Raw genomic sequence first — 18,995 nt, forward strand, 5'->3', positions numbered from 1 at the left:
ATAAGGCATTTATGCCACATCCGGCAATGCCTGATGGCGACGCTGAAGCGTCTTATCAGGCCTGCGGTTTACCCTTTAATCTTCGGGTCCAGCGCGTCGCGCAGGCCGTCTCCCAGTAAGTTAAACGCCAGCACCGTCAGGAATATCGCCACCGCCGGGAAAATCGCCACGTGCGGCGCGATCACCATATCAGCCCGCGCTTCATTGAGCATGGCCCCCCACTCTGGCGTCGGCGGCTGCGCGCCTAAACCGAGGAAGGACAGACTTGCGGCAGAAATGATTGACGTCCCGATACGCATGGTGAAAAAAACCACGATTGAAGAGACCGTACCCGGCAAAATATGGTTAAAGATAATGGTCGCGTCGCTGGCACCAATGCTGCGTGCTGACTCAATAAATGTCTGTTGCTTAAGCACCAACGTATTGCCACGAACCAGTCGCGCAAAAGCCGGAATGGAAAACACCGCAACCGCAATGATCACATTCGCAATCCCACTTCCCAGCACCGCCACCACAGCTATTGCCAGCAAAATCCCTGGAAAGGCAAACAGTACGTCACAGATACGCATAATCAGCCGATCCCACCAGCCTTCGTAATACCCGGCCAGCAGCCCCAGCACCGTGCCAATCGCCGCGCCAATAAAGACGGCAAAGACCCCGGCCGCCAGCGAAATTTGTGCGCCAACCAGTACGCGGCTAAAAATATCCCTGCCTAACGAATCCACGCCAAACCAGTGCAGCATCGACGGTCCGTCATTCAGCCGGTCGTAATCGAAGTAGTTTTCAGCATCAAATGGCGTCAGCCAACGGGCAAAGATGGCCACCAGGATCAGGGCCAGCACAAATAACCCCGCGATCATCGCAACATGTTGACGACGAAAACGACGCCAGAACTCATGCCACGGCGTACGTATTTGATCTGGCTTAACGAGGGGCATCGCATTTAAAATCGCCTGTCGGCGCCAGTTAAAAAATCGCATCCTTACTTGTACCTGATAGCCGGATTAATGGCGGCATAGAGCACATCCACCACTAAGTTGATAAGAATAAATTCCAGGGAAAACAACAGCACTTCGGCCTGGATCACCGGATAGTCACGCATTTCAACTGAGTCGACCAACAAGCGCCCAAGTCCAGGCCAGTTGAATACCTTCTCAACCACAATCGAGCCACCCAGCAAAAAGCCAAACTGCAGCCCCATCATCGTGACAACCGGGATCATCGCGTTCCGCAGACCATGTTTTAGCACCACCCAGGTTTCGCTCACCCCCTTCGCCCGCGCGGTGCGCATATAGTCCTCGCTAAGCACATCGACAAACGAGGCGCGGGTAAAACGGGCGAGTACCGCGGCCACCGCCGCCCCTAGCGTGATTGAAGGGAGAATGTAGTGCAACCAGGTATCCGCGCCTACGGTCGGTAGCCAACCCAACTCAACGGAAAAGATCTGCATTAACAGCATACCAAGCGCAAAGGCCGGGAAAGAGATCCCAGTGACCGCCAGCGTCATACTCAACCTGTCAGGCCAGCGGTTGCGCCAAACGGCGGCAATGATCCCCGCCGTCATACCAAACAAAACCGCCCACGCCATGCTGGCGATCGTCAGCCACAGCGACGGCATAAAACGGCTGGCAATCTCGTCGGCAACCGGACGGCGAGAAACCATCGAGGTACCGAAATCGCCTTGTAATACGTTGGTCATGTAATGCCAGAACTGAACGTGCAGCGGCTGATCCAGGCCCAACTGCCGACGTACCAACTCAATCACCTCTGCATCGGCCTCCGGCCCGGCAATAAGCCGCGCCGGATCGCCGGGTAGCAAGTGAACAAATAAAAACACCAGCACCGCCACAATTAACAGCGTCGGAATCAACCCCAGCAGGCGCTTGAAAACATAGTTGAGCATCAGACTCCCTTCGCCGGCCCCGTCCATGCAGGGCCGAATGAATAGCTTATTTCAAATCCGCGTCATCAAAACTAAACCCGGTGTCGGGCATGATCCAGAATCCGGTCAAATTCGTACTGTGCGCCGAGATCAGTTTCTCCACCACCAGCGGGATCCATGGCGACTCTTTCCAGATAATATCCTGCGCGTCTTTGTACAACTGCGCTTTTTGCGCCGGATCGTTAGTCTGCAATGCCGCCGTTAAATCATTGTCCACCTGCTTGTTACTGTAGAACGCGGTATTAAACAAGGTTGGCGGCCAGTTTTGTGACGCAAACAGCGGCGACAGCGCCCAGTCCGCTTCGCCCGTAGACGCCGACCAGCCGGTGTAGAACATCCGTACCCCGCTTTCTTTCTGCGCCTTGCCCTCGACTTCTGCGGCCCGCTGCCCGGCATCCATCGCCGTGACCTGAGCCTTCACGCCCACCTGCGCCAGCTGCTGCTGGGTAAATTGCAGCACTTTCTGCGCGGTGCTGTGGTTATGGGATGACCACAGCGTGGTGGTAAAGCCGTTGGGATAACCCGCTTCTTTCAGCAATTCGCGTGCTTTTGCCGGGTCGTAAGGCCACGGCGTGTAGCTTTGCGCATAGGCTATCGATGGCGGAAGAACGCCAGTTGCCGGCGTGGCATAGCCCGCAAACGCCACTTTCACCAACGCCTGACGGTTGATGGCATAATTCAACGCCTCGCGCACCTTCGGATTATCGAACGGTTTTTGCGTGACGTTCATGCTGATATAACGCTGCATAATAGACGGGCTGGCGACCAGTTCCAGGTTTTTATTCTTCGCCAGTAACGCTGCCTGCTCGTACGGAATGGGGAAAGCAAACTGCGCTTCCCCGGTTTGCAGCATTGCCGCACGCGTATTGTTGTCCGCTACCGGACGCCAGGTAATCGTATCCAGCTTTGGCAACCCTTGCTGCCAGTAGCCCGCGAACTTCTTAACTTTGACAAAGTCGGTCTGATTCCAGGTTTCAAGCTGGTACGGCCCCGTCCCTACCGGATGGAAGCCTATCTCTTTCCCGTATTTCTCCAGCGCGGCCGGAGATATCATCGCCGTAGCCGGATGCGCCAGAATATTGATAAAGGCAGAGAATGGCTGCTTCAGCGTAATCTTCACCGTAGCGGGATCAACCACCTCGGTTTTATCGATATTCTTATACAGGTTATAGCGTTTAAGGTGATTTTCCGGATTGCTGGCGCGATCGAGGTTGGCTTTTACCGCAGCCGCATTGAAGTCAGTCCCATCCTGAAACTTCACGCCCTGTCGCAGTTTAACGGTGTACGTCAGGCCATCATCAGAAACGGTATAGCTTTCCGCCAACACATTTTTCAGCTTCATCTCTTTATCAAGGCCGAACAGTCCCTGGTAAAACGACTTGGCTACCGCCTGCGACAACGTGTCGTTGGCATCATAAGGGTCGAGGGTAGTGAAATTAGACCCTACCGCAACCACCACATCTTTGGCAGCCCAGGACGGGGATGCAGCCAGCGCAGAGGCGACCCCCAGAGCAACCAGCCATTTACGGGCAACAATTTTTGTCATGTTATTCTCCTTAACCCCTGCCTGCCTGTCATAAACGCGAAAGCGCATTTTCCGCTGGCGCACGCGCAACATAATGCCCCGGTTCCACTAACTGTAGTGAAACCGGGGGGATCTCTTCACCGCGTTTGCGGATATTACTGGGGATATCATCCGACAACAGCACGCGCTGTGGCCTTTGATGCGATGGATCGGCAACCGGGACTGCCGCCATCAGTTTTCGCGTGTAGGGATGCTGTGGATTCTCAAACACCGCCCGTCGGGTGCCGATCTCAACAATCTGCCCCAGGTACATTACCGCCACGCGGTGACTAATCCGCTCCACCACCGCCATATCGTGGGAAATAAACAGGTACGCAATACCCATTTCCCGCTGTAGGTCGAGCAACAGATTAATAATTTGCCCGCGAATCGAGACATCCAGTGCCGAGACGGACTCATCGGCAATGATCACTTTTGGATTGAGCGCCAACGCCCGGGCTATACAGATACGTTGCCGCTGACCGCCGGAAAATTCGTGCGGATAGCGCCAGGCGTGCTCAGGCAGCAACCCGACACGCTCCAGCAACCACGCGACCCGTTTTGTCGCTGCATCACCTTGTAACAAACCGTGCACCCGCAATGGCTCTAAGATGGAATATCCCACCGTCTGGCGCGGGTCGAGCGACGCATAAGGGTCCTGGAAGATAAACTGGATATCCCGACGCAGCGGCTGCAACTTGCTGGCAGCCAGGGTATCAATGCGTTGTCCATTGAAGAAAATCTCCCCACGCTGGGACTCCACCAGACGCAACAATGCCCGCCCGGTCGTTGATTTACCGCAACCCGACTCGCCAACCAGTGAAAGCGTTTCACCGGGCCAGAGATCAAAACTGACGTTTTCCACCGCATGCACCTCGCGGGTCACGCGATTAAGGATGCCGCTACGCAGGGGAAAACGTGTCACCAGGTTGCGAACCCGCAGAATCGGCTCTCCCTCAACCACCGTGTCCTGCTCGGTTTGAGGTTCAACATGATGAGGATCGTGCAAAGAAATAAGCGGGAAGCGTCGCGGAAGGTCATGCCCGCGCATCTCCCCAAGTTGCGGCACAGCCGCCAACAGCGCTTGAGTGTAAGGATGCTGCGGAGCATGAAAAATGTGCTCAACGCTGCCCGTTTCGACCGCTTCGCCCTGGTACATCACCAGCACTCGGTCAGCAATATCTGCCACCACGCCCATATCGTGGGTGATAAAAATGACGCCCATCGACATCTCTTGCTGCAGCACTTTTATCAGTTGCAGGATCTGCGCCTGAATAGTGACGTCCAGCGCCGTTGTCGGCTCGTCAGCAATCAACACCGCCGGTCGGCATGATAGCGCCATGGCAATCATCACCCGCTGGCGCATTCCGCCAGAAAGCTGATGTGGATAGCGCGATAAAATGGCCGTCGATTCGGGGATGCGAACCTGGTCAAGCATGCGCTTGGCTTCCACCATTGCCTCTTCGCGACTGGCCCCCTGGTGAAGGCGAATGGACTCAGCGATCTGCTCGCCGACGGTAAACACCGGGTTGAGCGACGTCATCGGCTCCTGAAAAATCATCGCGATATCCGCGCCGCGCACATGACGCATCTGGGCTGCGCTCTGCTCGCCAAGTTCAATCACCTGCCGATTGCGCCGCCGTAACAACATCGCATCACAGCTTACCTCGCCGCCCGCCTGTTCAATCAGACGCATCAGCGACAAGGCCGTTACCGATTTGCCGGAACCCGATTCGCCAACAATCGCCAGCGTTTCTCCACGTTTCAGACGAAACGACAGATTTCGTACGGCGCTGATACGCTGCTGCTCTTGTTCGAAGGCGATATTCAGGTTGCTGACGGACAGTACGTCACTGACATCAAGCTCATCACTGTGTGGCAACGCTATCTCCTTTTTCCCGATAAATACCGGTGGTTGGCGTATCGCCAGCGTATCCCCATGCGCGGTACATACCTTCGCTGTTAAACGGCAAAGCCACATTCCCTTCATGATCGATAGCAATTAGTCCACCGCTGCCGCCCAGCGCCGGCAATTTTTCCATCACCACGCGCTCGCACGCCTCTGACAGACTCAGGCCGCCATAATCCATCAGCGCTGCAATGTCATAGGCCGCCAGCGCGCGAATGAATACTTCTCCGGTTCCCGTACATGAAACCGCAACGTTGGCATTGTTGGCATAGCAACCTGCACCAACCAAAGGACTGTCGCCCACCCGCCCCGGTAATTTGTTGGTCATTCCACCGGTCGAGGTCGCCGCAGCCAGGTTGCCGAAAATATCCAGCGCCACCGCGCCGACGGTGCCCATTTTGGTGTTCTCATCCAGCGGAGTGCCGCTATGATCAAGTACCGTTTTACCCTCAGCACGCGCCACCAGCAGTTGCGCATAGCGTTCAGGGGTAGAGAAAACATCAGCAGGAACCCGTTCCATGCCCTGCGCAATGGCAAAATTTTCCGCCCCTTCGCCAATCATCATGACGTGAGGACTGCGTTCCATCACCAGACGCGCCGCAAGGATCGGGTTGCGCAGATGACTGACTCCGGCAACAGCCCCCGCTTGCAGGGTATTACCATCCATGACGCAGGCATCCAGTTCATGGGTTTCATCACGGGTATACACAGCACCAATTCCGGCGTTAAACAGAGGGCACTCTTCCAGTAGCCGCACGGCCTCAGTGACAACATCCAGCGCGCTTCGGCCCGCTTCCAGCATACGTTGACCGGTTTCAACGATTTCTGACAGCGCCTGTATGTAACGCAACTCCTGCTCCTGGCTTAGCTCTGCGCGGGTTATTGCCCCAGCGCCGCCGTGAATTGCAATGACTGCTTTGCCCATTTTTTTCATCCATTAAGGTGGCAGGTAACGGGGTTATAAATATCAGAATTTCTGTGAGTTATTGATTCGATTTTTGAATATAGAAAGATGCAGACGTCATGTAAAGGTAAAGGCCCCTTCTACAGAGCCAATCCGTTTAACCTACGGATAGCGGCAAAATAAGCGGCGGTTGTTCACGAATACGCCAGGCTTATTCCCGATGCGGTTAGATAAACTATTTCAGCAGCCCGGCAATCTGTGTTTTTGCGTACCCGACAAAACGTTCAACCGACGGCATCGATACGCCCCAATCCACGGTGGTTAACCCCAGATACTCCGCACGCGCAGCCTGCAGCGTGGCGGCATGCTCAGTGGGCAATTGCGGTATCAGCCAGGATGCGGCCGTCTCTTTAGCAACAATATTACCGGTCACGACGCTATACCAGATTCGCGCCAGAGTAAGGATGATATTGCGCTCATCCCCTTCTAAATCGGCCGGTTTCTGCCACATATCCAGGATATGTCGAAATGTTTGTACGATATCGCTAAAAGGGATGACGTTGAATAATGTCTCAGCGGGTTTACCGAACAACGGTACGCTGGCACGCCGGGCCTGGGTCAGCAGAATGGCAAGGTCAGGATCCACCTGCGCCGGTTCATACACGCCAGCGCAGATATCTTCACGCAACCATTCGCCAAACTGCATTTCTCTCGCCGGTGGAAATCGCCACGGTACAATCTGCGAGAACAGTACAACGGTCACTTCCAGCGCCCGATAGCTATCGGCACTGCCCGGCGGGGCTGATATTTCCAGAAAACCCTGCATCAATTCTTTTCTTTGCTGCGTATCCAGCGGTTGCCTGATGGTAACCAGTAAATCGACGTCGCTTTGGGGTTTTAATCCCCCTTCAACTGCAGAACCATACAAATGAATGGCAACCAGATTCCCCTCGAAAATCTGGCGGATGAGCGCACTGGCGGCATCCGCCTGGCGTCGAATGGCGTCCGGAATATGATGAGTCATTTAGCCCCCAGGGAAAAAAGCAGAATCATTGAGTTTATACGGCATTTTTCCTGTAGCGCTATCCTCTGGCAGAAAACCGTTTTCAGATCCGATCCTAAGCCTGAGGTGGCATACTGTCCGCGTCCATTTTCTGACATAATAACCGGATTCGATTTTGCCCCGCAGGAGTCTTCACATGGAATTTACCGCCGGACTGATGCCGCTTGAAACGGCTCTATCTCAGATGCTTTCGCGTATTACCCCACTCACCGCCGTCGAAACGCTGCCGCTGGTTCAATGTTTTGGTCGCATTCTGGCGACCGATATCGTCTCTCCCATTGATGTCCCAGGATTCGATAACTCGGCAATGGATGGTTATGCGGTGCGTTTGGCCGACCTGCAATCCGGCCAGCCGCTCTCCGTGGCAGGTAAAGCCTTTGCCGGCCAGCCTTTCCATGGTGAATGGCCTGCGGGAACCTGCATTAGAATTATGACGGGCGCCCCGGTACCCGCCGGTTGTGAAGCCGTCGTCATGCAGGAGCAGACTGAACAAACTGACGACGGTATTCGTTTTACCGCCGACGTCCGCAGCGGACAAAATATTCGTCTGCGCGGTGAAGATATCGCCAACGGCGCGGTGGTATTCCCCACCGGAACTCGTCTGACAACCGCAGAACTTCCTGTTCTGGCCTCGCTCGGTATTGCCGAAGTACCGGTCGTTCGCAAAGTTCGCGTGGCGTTGTTCTCTACCGGTGATGAACTGCAACTGCCGGGTCAACCGCTGGGCGACGGACAGATTTACGATACCAATCGTCTGACCGTGCATCTGATGCTGCAACAGTTGGGCTGTGAAGTAATCAACTTAGGGATTATCCGCGACGATCCTAACGCGCTGCGCGCCGCATTTATCGAAGCCGACAGCCAGGCCGATGTTGTCATTAGCTCCGGCGGCGTGTCGGTGGGTGAAGCAGACTACACCAAAACCATTCTGGAAGAGTTGGGAGAAATCGCCTTCTGGAAATTGGCCATCAAACCGGGTAAACCGTTCGCTTTCGGCAAACTGAGCAACAGCTGGTTTTGCGGCCTGCCCGGAAACCCGGTGTCTGCGGCTCTCACCTTTTATCAACTGGTACAACCGCTACTGGCGAAACTCAGCGGTAACACCGCCTGCGGGCTGCCGCCACGCCAGCGCGTGCGCACCGCATCACGCCTGAAGAAAACGCCCGGCCGTCTGGATTTTCAGCGCGGTGTATTACAGCGTACCGCAGAAGGCGAACTGGAAGTCACCACTACCGGACACCAGGGCTCGCATATTTTTAGCTCCTTTAGCCTCGGCAACTGCTTTATCGTGCTGGAGCGCGATCGCGGTAACGTTGAAGCTGGCGAGTGGGTAGAAGTCGAGCCGTTTAACGCCCTGTTTGGAGGCCTGTAATGGCGGAACTCAGCGACCAGGAGATGATGCGCTATAACCGGCAAATCATTCTGCGCGGCTTCGATTTTGAAGGTCAGGAAGCGCTCAAAGAAGCACGGGTACTGGTCGTGGGTCTGGGCGGGCTCGGTTGTGCGGCCACCCAGTATCTGGCGGGCGCTGGCGTCGGGCAGTTAACCCTGCTCGACTTTGACACCGTGTCCGTCTCAAACCTGCAACGCCAGACGTTGCATAGTGACGCAACCGTTGGCCAGCCAAAAGTAGAGTCGGCACGCGACGCACTGGCGCGGATTAATCCTTATATCGCTATTACGCCGGTGAATGCCCTTCTCGACGATACCGCAATTCATGCGCTCATCGCCGAACACGATTTGGTGCTGGACTGCACCGATAATGTCAGTATCCGCAATCAGCTGAATGCCGGCTGTTTCGCCGCAAAGATTCCGCTGGTATCCGGCGCGGCAATCCGCATGGAAGGACAAATTACGGTCTTCACATACCAGGAGGGTGAGCCCTGCTATCGCTGCCTGAGCCGCCTGTTCGGTGAAAATGCCCTGACCTGTGTAGAAGCGGGTGTAATGGCTCCTCTCATCGGTGTGATAGGTTCACTTCAGGCGATGGAAGCCATTAAGCTGCTGGCAAACTACGGTAAACCGGCATCCGGTAAAATCGTGATGTATGACGCCATGACCTGCCAGTTTCGCGAAATGAAGCTGATGCGTAATCCAGGGTGTGAGGTTTGTAGTCGGTAAAAAAGTCGGGTGGCGGCTTCGCCTTACCCGACCTACAACGGCCCGAACGCAGGCCGGGTAAGCGTTAGCGCCACCCGGCAACAGCATCAGAGAGACGTCCGCCCAAACGCGCTCTGCCAGTCGTGTTCAAACTTCGCCACAGCGGCATCAACCGCCGGGGCGCTAATCAGTTGCTGAGCGACATCCAGCGGCAGCGTAATAGCTTCACAGCCCGCCAGCAGGCAGTCCAGCGCCTGGCGTGGGGTTTTAAAACTGGCGGCCAGTACTTTGGCGTGCGGGGCATGCATTTTCAGTAAGCGCTGCAGGGCGTTCACCGTCTGAATACCGTCTCCCCCCTGTGCATCCACGCGATTAACATAGGGTGCAATATACTCTGCGCCAGCCAGCGCAGCTAATAGCCCCTGAGCAGCACCGTATACCGCAGTACCCAGCGTCGGGATACCTTCTTTCTTCAGCAGCTTAATCGCCGCCAGACCTTCAGCTGTGACCGGCACTTTCACCACAATCTCAGGAATAATCGTCCGTAGCTTACGCGCATCGCTGACCATTCCTTCGGCGGTAGTCGCCATTACCTGAGCAAACAGACGTCCTTGCCCTCCCATCGCTTCCTGCAATTGCGGCAGGAGCACGTCCAGCGTCTGCTTACCTGCCGCCACAATGCTCGGATTGGTTGTCACCCCCGCCAGCGGAAAAACACGCGCCAGCGCTTTTACCGCCGCAACGTCAGACGTATCTAAATAGAGTTCCATAACCTTTCCTCAAACGAATAATTAGCATGAATAAAAGGTAGCACGGCGAAACCTCACGGTTAGTTGACGCACGTCAATATAACTTTCATTCGAAAGTAATTTAATCTTTATACGAAAGAAAAGAGGCCGCTTATGATTTTTAATATTCAGCGCTATTCCACTCACGATGGCCCCGGTATTCGTACCGTGGTGTTCCTTAAAGGATGCTCCCTGGGCTGCCGCTGGTGCCAGAATCCGGAAAGCCGCGCCCGTACGCAGGATCTGCTCTATGACGCGCGTTTGTGTCTCGACGGTTGCGATCTGTGTGCGCAGGCTGCACCGGAAGTGGTTGAACGTGCGCTGAATGGCCTGCTTATTCACCGTGAAAAACTGACCGATGAGGCCATCACGGCGCTGACCCACTGCTGTCCGACCCAGGCCCTGACCGTCTGCGGAGAGACAAAAAGCGTGGACGAGATCATGGCGACCGTCCTGCGTGACAAACCGTTTTACGATCGCAGCGGAGGGGGCCTCACCCTGTCCGGCGGCGAACCGTTTATGCAACCGACGTTAGCGGCAGAGCTATTCAAAGCCAGCCATGATGCAGGTATTCATACGGCGGTCGAAACCTGTCTGCATGTCCCATGGAAATATATTGCGCCTTCATTACCTCATATCGATCTGTTTCTTGCTGATTTAAAACATGTGGCTGACGCCCCGTTTAAACAGTGGACCGATGGGCGTGCCTCTCGCGTGCTGGAAAATCTGAAAAAATTGGCTGCCGCGGGTAAAAAAATGATTATCCGCGTACCGCTGATTCAGGGATTCAATGCCAACGCTGAAGATATTCAGGCCATTACCGATTTTGCTGCCGACGAACTGCACGTCGATGAGATCCATTTTTTGCCCTACCACACCCTTGGCATCAACAAATACCACTTACTCAATCAACCCTACAACGCCCCGGAAAAACCGCTTGATGCGCCTGCACTGCTCGAATTTGCCCAGCAGTACGCCAGCCTTAAAGGTTTAACCGCGACCCTACGAGGATAACCGCCATGACGACTCTGAAACTGGACACACTCAGCGACCGCATCAACGCGCATAAAACAGCACTGATCCACATCGTGAAGCCGCCGGTGTGTACCGAACGCGCCCAGCACTATACCGAGATGTACCAGCAGCATCTGGATAAACCCATCCCGGTACGTCGTGCGCTGGCACTGGCTCATCACCTGGCGGAGCGCACCATCTGGATCAAGCATGACGAGCTGATCGTTGGCAACCAGGCAAGCGAAGTACGCGCTGCACCTATTTTCCCGGAATATACCGTGTCGTGGATCGAAAAAGAGATCGACGACCTCGCCGACAGGCCGGGTGCAGGCTTCGCGGTAAGCGAGGAGAATAAACGCGTATTACACGAGGTGTGTCCGTGGTGGCGGGGTCAGACCGTGCAGGATCGCTGCTACGGGATGTTTACCGACGAGCAAAAAAGTCTGCTGGAAACCGGCATTATCAAAGCCGAAGGTAACATGACCTCCGGCGACGCACACCTGGCGGTAAACTTCCCGCTGCTGCTGGAAAAAGGTCTCGACGGCCTGCGCCACAAAGTTGATGAGCGCCGCTCCCGCATCAACCTGACATGTCTGGAAGACCTCCATGGCGATCAGTTCCTGAAAGCGATAGATATCGTGCTGGAGGCCGTCAGTCTGCACATTGAGCGTTTTGCCACGCTGGCACGTAAAATGGCGTCCACAGAAACTCGCGCCAGCCGTCGTGATGAACTGCTGACCATAGCGGAAAACTGCGAGACGATCGCCCATGAGCCGCCCAAAACCTTCTGGCAGGCGTTGCAACTGTGCTATTTCATTCAGTTGATCCTGCAAATTGAATCGAACGGTCACTCAGTATCGTTTGGCCGAATGGACCAATATCTCTATCCGTTCTACCGTCGCGACGTTGAGCTGAACCAGAGCCTCGACCGCGAGCACGCCATTGAGCTGCTGCACAGCTGCTGGTTGAAACTGCTGGAAGTGAACAAAATCCGCTCCGGCTCCCACTCGAAAGCCTCGGCGGGCAGCCCGCTGTATCAGAACGTCACCATTGGTGGTCAGAATCTGATCAATGGTCAGGCGGTGGATGCCGTCAATCCACTTTCCTACGCCATTCTGGAGTCCTGCGGCCGCCTGCGTTCTACGCAGCCAAACCTGAGCGTGCGTTATCACGCGGGAATGAGTAATGACTTCCTGGATGCCTGCGTGCAGGTGATCCGCTGCGGCTTTGGCATGCCAGCCTTTAACAACGATGAAATCGTTATCCCGGAATTTATCAAACTCGGCATTGAACCCGAGGACGCCTATGACTATGCGGCCATCGGTTGCATCGAAACCGCCGTGGGAGGCAAATGGGGCTACCGCTGCACGGGCATGAGCTTTATTAACTTTGCCCGCGTGATGCTTGCGGCACTGGAAGGTGGGCGAGATGCCACCAGTGGCAAAGTCTTTCTGCCACAGGAAAAAGCGCTCTCGGCTGGTAACTTCAACAATTTCGACGAAGTTATGGAAGCATGGGATACGCAGATCCGCTACTACACGCGTAAATCTATTGAGATTGAATATGTCGTCGATACCATGCTGGAAGAGAACGTGCATGACATTCTGTGTTCCGCACTGGTAGACGATTGTATTGAGCGCGCGAAAAGCATTAAGCAAGGTGGCGCGAAGTACGACTGGGTATCAGGTTTGCAGGTGGGCATTGCCAACCTCGGTAACAGCCTGGCAGCAGTGAAGAAACTGGTCTTTGAACAGGGCGCTATCGGTCAACAACAACTGGCCGCCGCGCTGGCCGATGATTTTGACGGTCTGACCCACGAGCAGTTGCGCCAGCGTTTAATCAACGGCGCGCCGAAATACGGCAACGACGACGATTCCGTTGATACGCTGCTGGCTCGCGCTTATCAGACTTACATCGACGAACTGAAACAGTATCATAATCCGCGCTACGGCCGCGGCCCGGTTGGCGGTAACTACTATGCCGGGACCTCTTCCATCTCCGCAAACGTACCCTTTGGCGCGGCAACCATGGCAACGCCGGATGGTCGTAAAGCGCACACTCCACTGGCAGAAGGCGCCAGCCCGGCTTCCGGTACGGACCATCTCGGCCCAACGGCGGTAATTGGCTCGGTGGGTAAACTGCCGACCGGTTCGATTCTCGGCGGCGTGCTGTTAAATCAGAAGCTCAATCCGGCCACGCTGGAAAATGAATCCGATAAACAAAAGCTGATTTTCCTGCTGCGCACCTTCTTTGAAGAGCACAAAGGCTGGCATATTCAGTACAACATCGTGTCTCGTGAAACGTTGCTGGACGCGAAAAAACACCCGGATCAGTACCGTGACCTGGTCGTTCGTGTCGCAGGCTATTCCGCTTTCTTCACTGCGCTGTCTCCGGATGCGCAGGACGACATTATCGCCCGTACTGAACACATGCTGTAAACAATATTGCTGGCCGGATGAGACTCCACACTGCCATCCGGCACACTACCCTCCCCATTGCCGGATGCGCTGACGCTTATCCGGCCTACAACGACAGCACAACCCCCCGTCTTTCACGCACCTGTGGCGTGAAAGACGGGGGAAAACTTTCATTCGAAATTAAATTTGTGCTTCAGGTCACATTGTTATTAGAATATTTCTGGTCGCAGTTATGAGCCAGGAGCCAGTATGACCATCAACGTTATCGTCACTGATATGGACGGAACGTTTCTCGATGACGCCAAAAAGTACGATCGCGTACGATTTATGGCGCAGTATCAGGAACTGAAAAAACGCAACATTGAATTTGTCGTGGCCAGCGGCAACCAGTATTACCAGCTCATCTCTTTTTTCCCGGAACTCAAAGATGAGATCTCTTTTGTCGCCGAGAACGGTGCATTGGTGTTTGAGCATGGTAAACAGCTGTTTCACGGCGAACTGACGCGCCATGAATCGCAAATTGTGATTGGTGAACTGCTAAAAGATAAGCAGCTCAATTTTGTGGCTTGTGGCCTGCAAAGCGCCTACGTTAGTGAAAATGCCCCAGAGTCTTTTGTCGCGTTGATGTCAAAACACTACCATCGCCTGCAACCCGTGAAGGATTATCAGGATATCGACGATGTGCTGTTCAAGTTCTCGCTGAATCTGCCCGATCAGCAAATCCCGCTGGTTATCGATCACCTGCATACTGCTCTCGACGGTATTATGAAACCCGTCACCAGCGGCTTTGGGTTTATCGATCTGATTATTCCAGGTTTACATAAAGCCAACGGTATCAGCCGCCTGCTAAAACGCTGGAACCTGTCACCACAAAACGTCGTCGCCATCGGAGATAGTGGCAACGATGCGGAAATGTTGAAAATGGCGCACTACTCTTTCGCCATGGCTAATGCAGCCGAGAACATCAAATTTATTGCCCGCTATCAGACCGACGATAATAACCATCAGGGTGCACTGAACGTGATTCAGGCCGTGCTGGATAACACTTCGCCTTTTAACGCCTGATCCTGCCAACCGGAGTACCTGCTCCGGTTCTCACCGTTTTTGCATTCCGTGCACGCCATCAAGTTTTTAAACTTGCATTAACTTATTTTTAACTTATATTGCACTTGTAAGTTAAATAAGTTTCAAATGAAAGTTATGCGAGGTGGTTATGGCTTTTACTTTTACCAGCGACACATTGCCCGCCGACCACAAAGCGGCAATCCGTCAGATGAAGCAGCAGCTGCGGGCACAGCTCGGGGACGTCCAGTTGATTTTCAATCAACTTAGTGAGGGCATTGCCAGCCGCGTGGCGGAAATCAACGCCCTCAAAGCGCAAGGTTCTGCGGTCTGGCCGGTGTTGTCTTATGCGGATATCAGAGCGGATCGCGTGAGTGCAGCGCAGCGTGAAGAAATTAAGCGTCGCGGATGCGCGGTGATTAAAGGCCATTTCCCTCGCGAACAGGCTCTGGGTTGGGATCGGTCAATGCTGGACTATCTGGACCGCAACCATTTTGACGACGTCTATAAAGGACCGGGCGATAATTTCTTCGGCACCCTGAGCGCATCGCGTCCAGAGATCTATCCGATCTACTGGTCACAGGCGCAAATGCAGGCCCGTCAGAGTGAAGAAATGGCCACGGCACAGTCCTTTCTCAATCGCTTATGGACGTTTGAAAGTAACGGTAAGCAGTGGTTTAACCCGGATGTCAGCGTTATCTACCCTGACCGGATACGCCGTCGTCCACCGGGAACGACGTCCAAAGGGCTGGGCGCGCACACGGATTCCGGCGCGCTGGAACGCTGGCTTCTCCCGGCATATCAGCAAGTTTTTGCTCATGTTTTCAACGGTAAACCTGAAGATTACGATCCATGGCAGGCAGCGCATCGCACCGAGGTAGAAGAGTATACGGTAGATAACACCACGAAGTGCTCAGTGTTTCGGACTTTCCAGGGTTGGACTGCACTGTCCGATATGCTGCCAGGCCAGGGGCTACTGCATGTTGTTCCTATTCCGGAAGCGATGGCTTATGTGCTGTTGCGTCCCCTGCTGGAGGATGTCCCGGATGATGAACTGTGTGGCGTCGCGCCCGGCAGAGTGTTGCCGGTGTCAGAGCAATGGCACCCACTACTGATGGAGGCGTTAACCAGCATTCCACAACTGGAGGCCGGAGATTCAGTGTGGTGGCATTGTGATGTGATTCACGCCGTCGCACCGGTGGAAAATCAGCAGGGTTGGGGCAACGTAATGTACATCCCTGCCGCACCGATGTGTGAAAAGAATCTGGCCTACGCCCATAAAGTGAAGGCGGCCCTGGAAAAAGGCGCATCACCGGGTGATTTCCCGCGTGAGGACTATGAAACAAACTGGGAAGGCCGTTTTACGCTGGAGGATTTGAATATCCACGGTAGACGCGCGCTGGGGATGGAATAATCCCTCCCCTTGCATCGTTTTTAAAACAGTCCGGTTTTCTTCACTATATGATAAAAAACCGGATGTTTTTTATTCTACTGAAATTGCTGCCAGTTTCCATTTACCATTTTCTTTGAGCATAGTAACGTTAATTTCACCGGAATCTCCGTTTTTAAACACAACGCTTCCAGACAAAGAACCAACATCATTATTTACATTGAAACTATCGAAACTGTATTCATTAATATCATCAAAATGAACAGACTCAGTTACGAGCTTAAAATCCTCGCTGTTCATTTTTCTTTGCAGAGAAGAAGAGCTTGCCTGATAAGCCTGAATATATTGTCCGTCACGGAGCAAGTCTATCTCCGTTCGCGCAGCATCCTTCAAATCACCCATCGTAGAAAAAAGGAAAGAACCCAGGCCAATAAAAATAATCAGTGCGGCAATCACCGCTCCCGCAATAACAAATTTCCTTTTCTTCTTGTCTGCTAACAGACCACGAACCTGCCATCCCGCATCACGAACAATATCAAAAATAGGGTCGGTAATTTCCGTTGATACAAATTTATAGCCATCAATTTTACCGAAGCTACCATCTTCTTTTTTACCCCATGATCCTCCAGCAGAAAACTCAAGGCGTTTCCCTATTTGGACAGATTTGCTTAATCTGAACCCACCCAAATCTGCATCCCACTCAACATCGGTCGTTTTTTCCCGATAGCTAATTTGCTTTTTACTTTCATTGAAAAGCAGCCTTAGCTCATATTGTTTTTGCAATCCGTGTTGACTGAAATAATCTATCCACTCAGCATCTACGATATTCCAGGACGCAACAATATCATTGCCATCTTCACGTAAAATGAAAGGATGTTCGTTGCTGTTGTTTAACTTCAATAATTTTAATTTAAGATTAGCTAAAGAGAGCGGTTCCATCTGACTCATTTCCTTTCCTTGTGTAGGTAGTTATGGAAAGCATCTTAGCCACAATTGTGGCTAAGATTAATCAGTAGAACTTTTTTTCAGAAAAGTGCGGGGAGAGAGACTTATTCGACGCCTTTAGTCCGCAGATAATCTTCGTAGTTCCCGGTGAAGTCGATCACGCGTTCCGGCGTAATTTCAATCACGCGGGTTGCCAGCGAACTGACGAACTCACGGTCGTGAGAAACGAAGATCAGCGTACCCTGATACATTTCCAGTGCCATGTTCAGCGATTCGATTGATTCCATATCCAGGTGGTTGGTTGGTTCATCCATAACCAGGATATTCGGTTTCTGCATCATCAGCTTACCGAACAACATGCGCCCTTTTTCACCACCGGAGAGCACCTTCGCAGGCTTCTTGATGTCATCCTGGCTGAACAGCAGACGACCGAGGAAGCTGCGCACAACCTGCTCATCATCGCCTTCTTGTTTCCACTGGCTCATCCACTCGAATACGGTCAGATCGTTTTCGAACTCGTATTCATGATCCTGCGCGTAGTAACCGACCTGGGCGTTTTCAGACCACTTAACGGTACCATTGTCCGGCTGCAAATCGCCAACCAACGTTTTCAGCATGGTGGATTTACCCACGCCGTTGGCACCAATGATGGCAACCTTCTCTCCCACTTCCAGCAGCAGATTAAAGTTTTTAAACAGCGGGCCTTCCTCGAATCCTTTAGTCAGGGCTTCCACTTCCAGCGCGTTACGGAACAGTTTCTTATCCTGCTCGAAACGGATGAACGGGTTCTGACGGCTGGAGGCTTTCACTTCATCAAGTTTAATCTTATCGATCTGACGCGCACGAGAGGTCGCCTGACGAGATTTAGATGCGTTGGCGCTAAAGCGGCTGACGAAGGATTGCAGATCGGCAATCTGTGCTTTTTTCTTGGCGTTATCAGCCAGCAGACGCTCACGAGCTTGAGTCGCCGCCGTCATGTATTCGTCATAGTTGCCCGGATAAACGCGCAGTTCGCCGTAGTCCAGATCCGCCATGTGCGTGCAGACCATGTTCAGGAAGTGGCGGTCGTGCGAAATGATGATCATGGTGCTGTCACGCTCGTTCAGCGTCTGCTCCAGCCAGCGGATGGTGTCGATATCCAGGTTGTTCGTTGGTTCGTCGAGCAGCAGAATGTCCGGGTTAGAGAACAGCGCCTGTGCCAGAAGGACACGCAGTTTCCAGCCGGGTGCGACTTCGCTCATCGGGCCGTAATGCTGCTCTACCGGAATACCGACGCCCAGCAGCAGTTCACCCGCACGGGCTTCCGCAGAGTAGCCGTCCATTTCACCATACTGAACTTCGAGATCAGCCACTTTATAGCCGTCTTCTTCGCTCATCTCGGCCAGGCCGTAGATACGGTCGCGTTCCTGCTTCACTTCCCACAGTTCGGCATGACCCATAATAACGGTGTCGAGAACGGTGAACTCTTCAAAGGCGAACTGATCCTGACGCAGCTTACCAATGCGTTCGTTCGGATCGAGTGAAACGTTACCCAGCGTCGGTTCGAGGTCGCCGCCGAGAATTTTCATAAAGGTGGATTTACCGCTACCGTTCGCGCCAATCAGGCCGTAACGATTGCCGCCGCCAAATTTGACGGAAATATTTTCAAACAGCGGCTTACTGCCGAACTGCATAGTGACGTTGCTGGAAACTAACACTGGCGTATCCTGAAAGAGAAAGAAATATGTGACAAACCGCTTATTATGCCATAACTCTGCAATAAGATCGCGCCGTTCATGCTGCACAGATAAAGTGAAAGCAAAAGGAAAAAAGTGTGATTTAGTACACATCCGAATTCCTTGTTGCTCAGAATGCACATATAATGCGTGCCCAACACTACATAAATCTCAACCCACTA

15 protein-coding genes are annotated in these 18,995 nt (G+C 53.5%); 6 read left to right on the forward strand and 9 right to left on the reverse strand.

Annotated elements, in window-relative coordinates; translation table 11 throughout:
• Positions 1-68 precede the first annotated feature (68 nt).
• The 6 genes from gsiD to HV261_RS18185 form a co-directional block, all read right to left on the reverse strand.
• Complete coding sequence (gsiD, locus tag HV261_RS18160; protein ID WP_137384301.1) at positions 69-980, reverse strand: glutathione ABC transporter permease GsiD; 912 nt, start codon at positions 978-980, stop codon at positions 69-71.
• Between the two features lie 2 nt (positions 981-982).
• On the reverse strand, positions 983-1,903 hold the full coding sequence (gene gsiC / locus HV261_RS18165; RefSeq protein ID WP_137384302.1) for a glutathione ABC transporter permease GsiC: 921 nt from the start codon (positions 1,901-1,903) through the stop codon (positions 983-985).
• A 46-nt stretch (positions 1,904-1,949) separates the two neighbouring features.
• Positions 1,950-3,488 (reverse strand): glutathione ABC transporter substrate-binding protein GsiB, encoded by a 1,539-nt coding sequence (gene gsiB, locus HV261_RS18170; RefSeq protein ID WP_202039058.1) that lies wholly within the window; start codon positions 3,486-3,488, stop codon positions 1,950-1,952.
• A gap of 28 nt (positions 3,489-3,516) precedes the next feature.
• Complete coding sequence (gsiA, locus tag HV261_RS18175) at positions 3,517-5,388, reverse strand: glutathione ABC transporter ATP-binding protein GsiA (protein ID WP_202039059.1); 1,872 nt, start codon at positions 5,386-5,388, stop codon at positions 3,517-3,519.
• Positions 5,375-6,340: a beta-aspartyl-peptidase gene (iaaA, locus tag HV261_RS18180; protein ID WP_202039060.1), complete on the reverse strand. Its 966-nt coding sequence runs from the start codon at positions 6,338-6,340 to the stop codon at positions 5,375-5,377. Before iaaA ends, gsiA begins: the two co-directional genes overlap by 14 nt.
• A 214-nt stretch (positions 6,341-6,554) precedes the next feature.
• Positions 6,555-7,343 carry an aminoglycoside adenylyltransferase family protein gene (locus tag HV261_RS18185; protein WP_137384306.1) on the reverse strand — a complete coding sequence of 263 codons (789 nt, stop codon included), beginning with the start codon at positions 7,341-7,343 and terminating at the stop codon, positions 6,555-6,557.
• A 175-nt stretch (positions 7,344-7,518) separates the two neighbouring features.
• Here HV261_RS18185 and moeA point away from each other — a divergent pair, with 175 nt between their 5' ends.
• The gene (gene moeA, locus HV261_RS18190; protein ID WP_202039061.1) at positions 7,519-8,754 is read left to right on the forward strand and encodes a molybdopterin molybdotransferase MoeA; all 1,236 of its coding nucleotides are present in this window, start codon (positions 7,519-7,521) and stop codon (positions 8,752-8,754) included.
• The gene (gene moeB, locus HV261_RS18195; protein WP_137384308.1) at positions 8,754-9,503 is read left to right on the forward strand and encodes a molybdopterin-synthase adenylyltransferase MoeB; all 750 of its coding nucleotides are present in this window, start codon (positions 8,754-8,756) and stop codon (positions 9,501-9,503) included. The genes moeA and moeB overlap by 1 nt, the downstream gene beginning before the upstream one ends.
• 86 nt (positions 9,504-9,589) lie before the next feature.
• Here the strand turns inward: moeB and fsa are convergent, their stop codons facing one another.
• On the reverse strand, positions 9,590-10,252 hold the full coding sequence (gene fsa, locus HV261_RS18200; protein WP_137384309.1) for a fructose-6-phosphate aldolase: 663 nt from the start codon (positions 10,250-10,252) through the stop codon (positions 9,590-9,592).
• 132 nt (positions 10,253-10,384) lie between these two features.
• Here fsa and HV261_RS18205 point away from each other — a divergent pair, with 132 nt between their 5' ends.
• The 4 genes from HV261_RS18205 (at position 10,385) to HV261_RS18220 (ending at position 16,177) form a co-directional block, all read left to right on the forward strand.
• On the forward strand, positions 10,385-11,284 hold the full coding sequence (locus HV261_RS18205) for a glycyl-radical enzyme activating protein (RefSeq protein ID WP_202039062.1): 900 nt from the start codon (positions 10,385-10,387) through the stop codon (positions 11,282-11,284).
• A 5-nt stretch (positions 11,285-11,289) separates the two neighbouring features.
• Positions 11,290-13,722, forward strand: a complete 2,433-nt coding sequence (locus HV261_RS18210; protein WP_202039063.1) for a glycyl radical protein — start codon at positions 11,290-11,292, stop codon at positions 13,720-13,722.
• A 228-nt stretch (positions 13,723-13,950) separates the two neighbouring features.
• On the forward strand, positions 13,951-14,766 hold the full coding sequence (locus tag HV261_RS18215) for a Cof-type HAD-IIB family hydrolase (protein ID WP_137384312.1): 816 nt from the start codon (positions 13,951-13,953) through the stop codon (positions 14,764-14,766).
• A gap of 148 nt (positions 14,767-14,914) precedes the next feature.
• Positions 14,915-16,177 (forward strand): DUF1479 domain-containing protein, encoded by a 1,263-nt coding sequence (locus HV261_RS18220; RefSeq protein ID WP_202039064.1) that lies wholly within the window; start codon positions 14,915-14,917, stop codon positions 16,175-16,177.
• A gap of 69 nt (positions 16,178-16,246) precedes the next feature.
• Here the strand turns inward: HV261_RS18220 and HV261_RS18225 are convergent, their stop codons facing one another.
• Positions 16,247-17,101, reverse strand: coding sequence for a hypothetical protein (locus HV261_RS18225; protein WP_326929163.1), 855 nt, complete (start codon positions 17,099-17,101; stop codon positions 16,247-16,249).
• A gap of 101 nt (positions 17,102-17,202) precedes the next feature.
• A complete protein-coding gene (locus HV261_RS18230; RefSeq protein ID WP_137384314.1) occupies positions 17,203-18,795 on the reverse strand; it encodes an ABC-F family ATPase in 1,593 nt (530 codons plus the stop codon).
• Between the last annotated feature and the right edge of the window lie 200 nt (positions 18,796-18,995).

It is taken from the genome of Citrobacter sp. RHBSTW-00671 (assembly GCF_014103415.1).
Lineage (GTDB): Bacteria > Pseudomonadota > Gammaproteobacteria > Enterobacterales > Enterobacteriaceae > Citrobacter.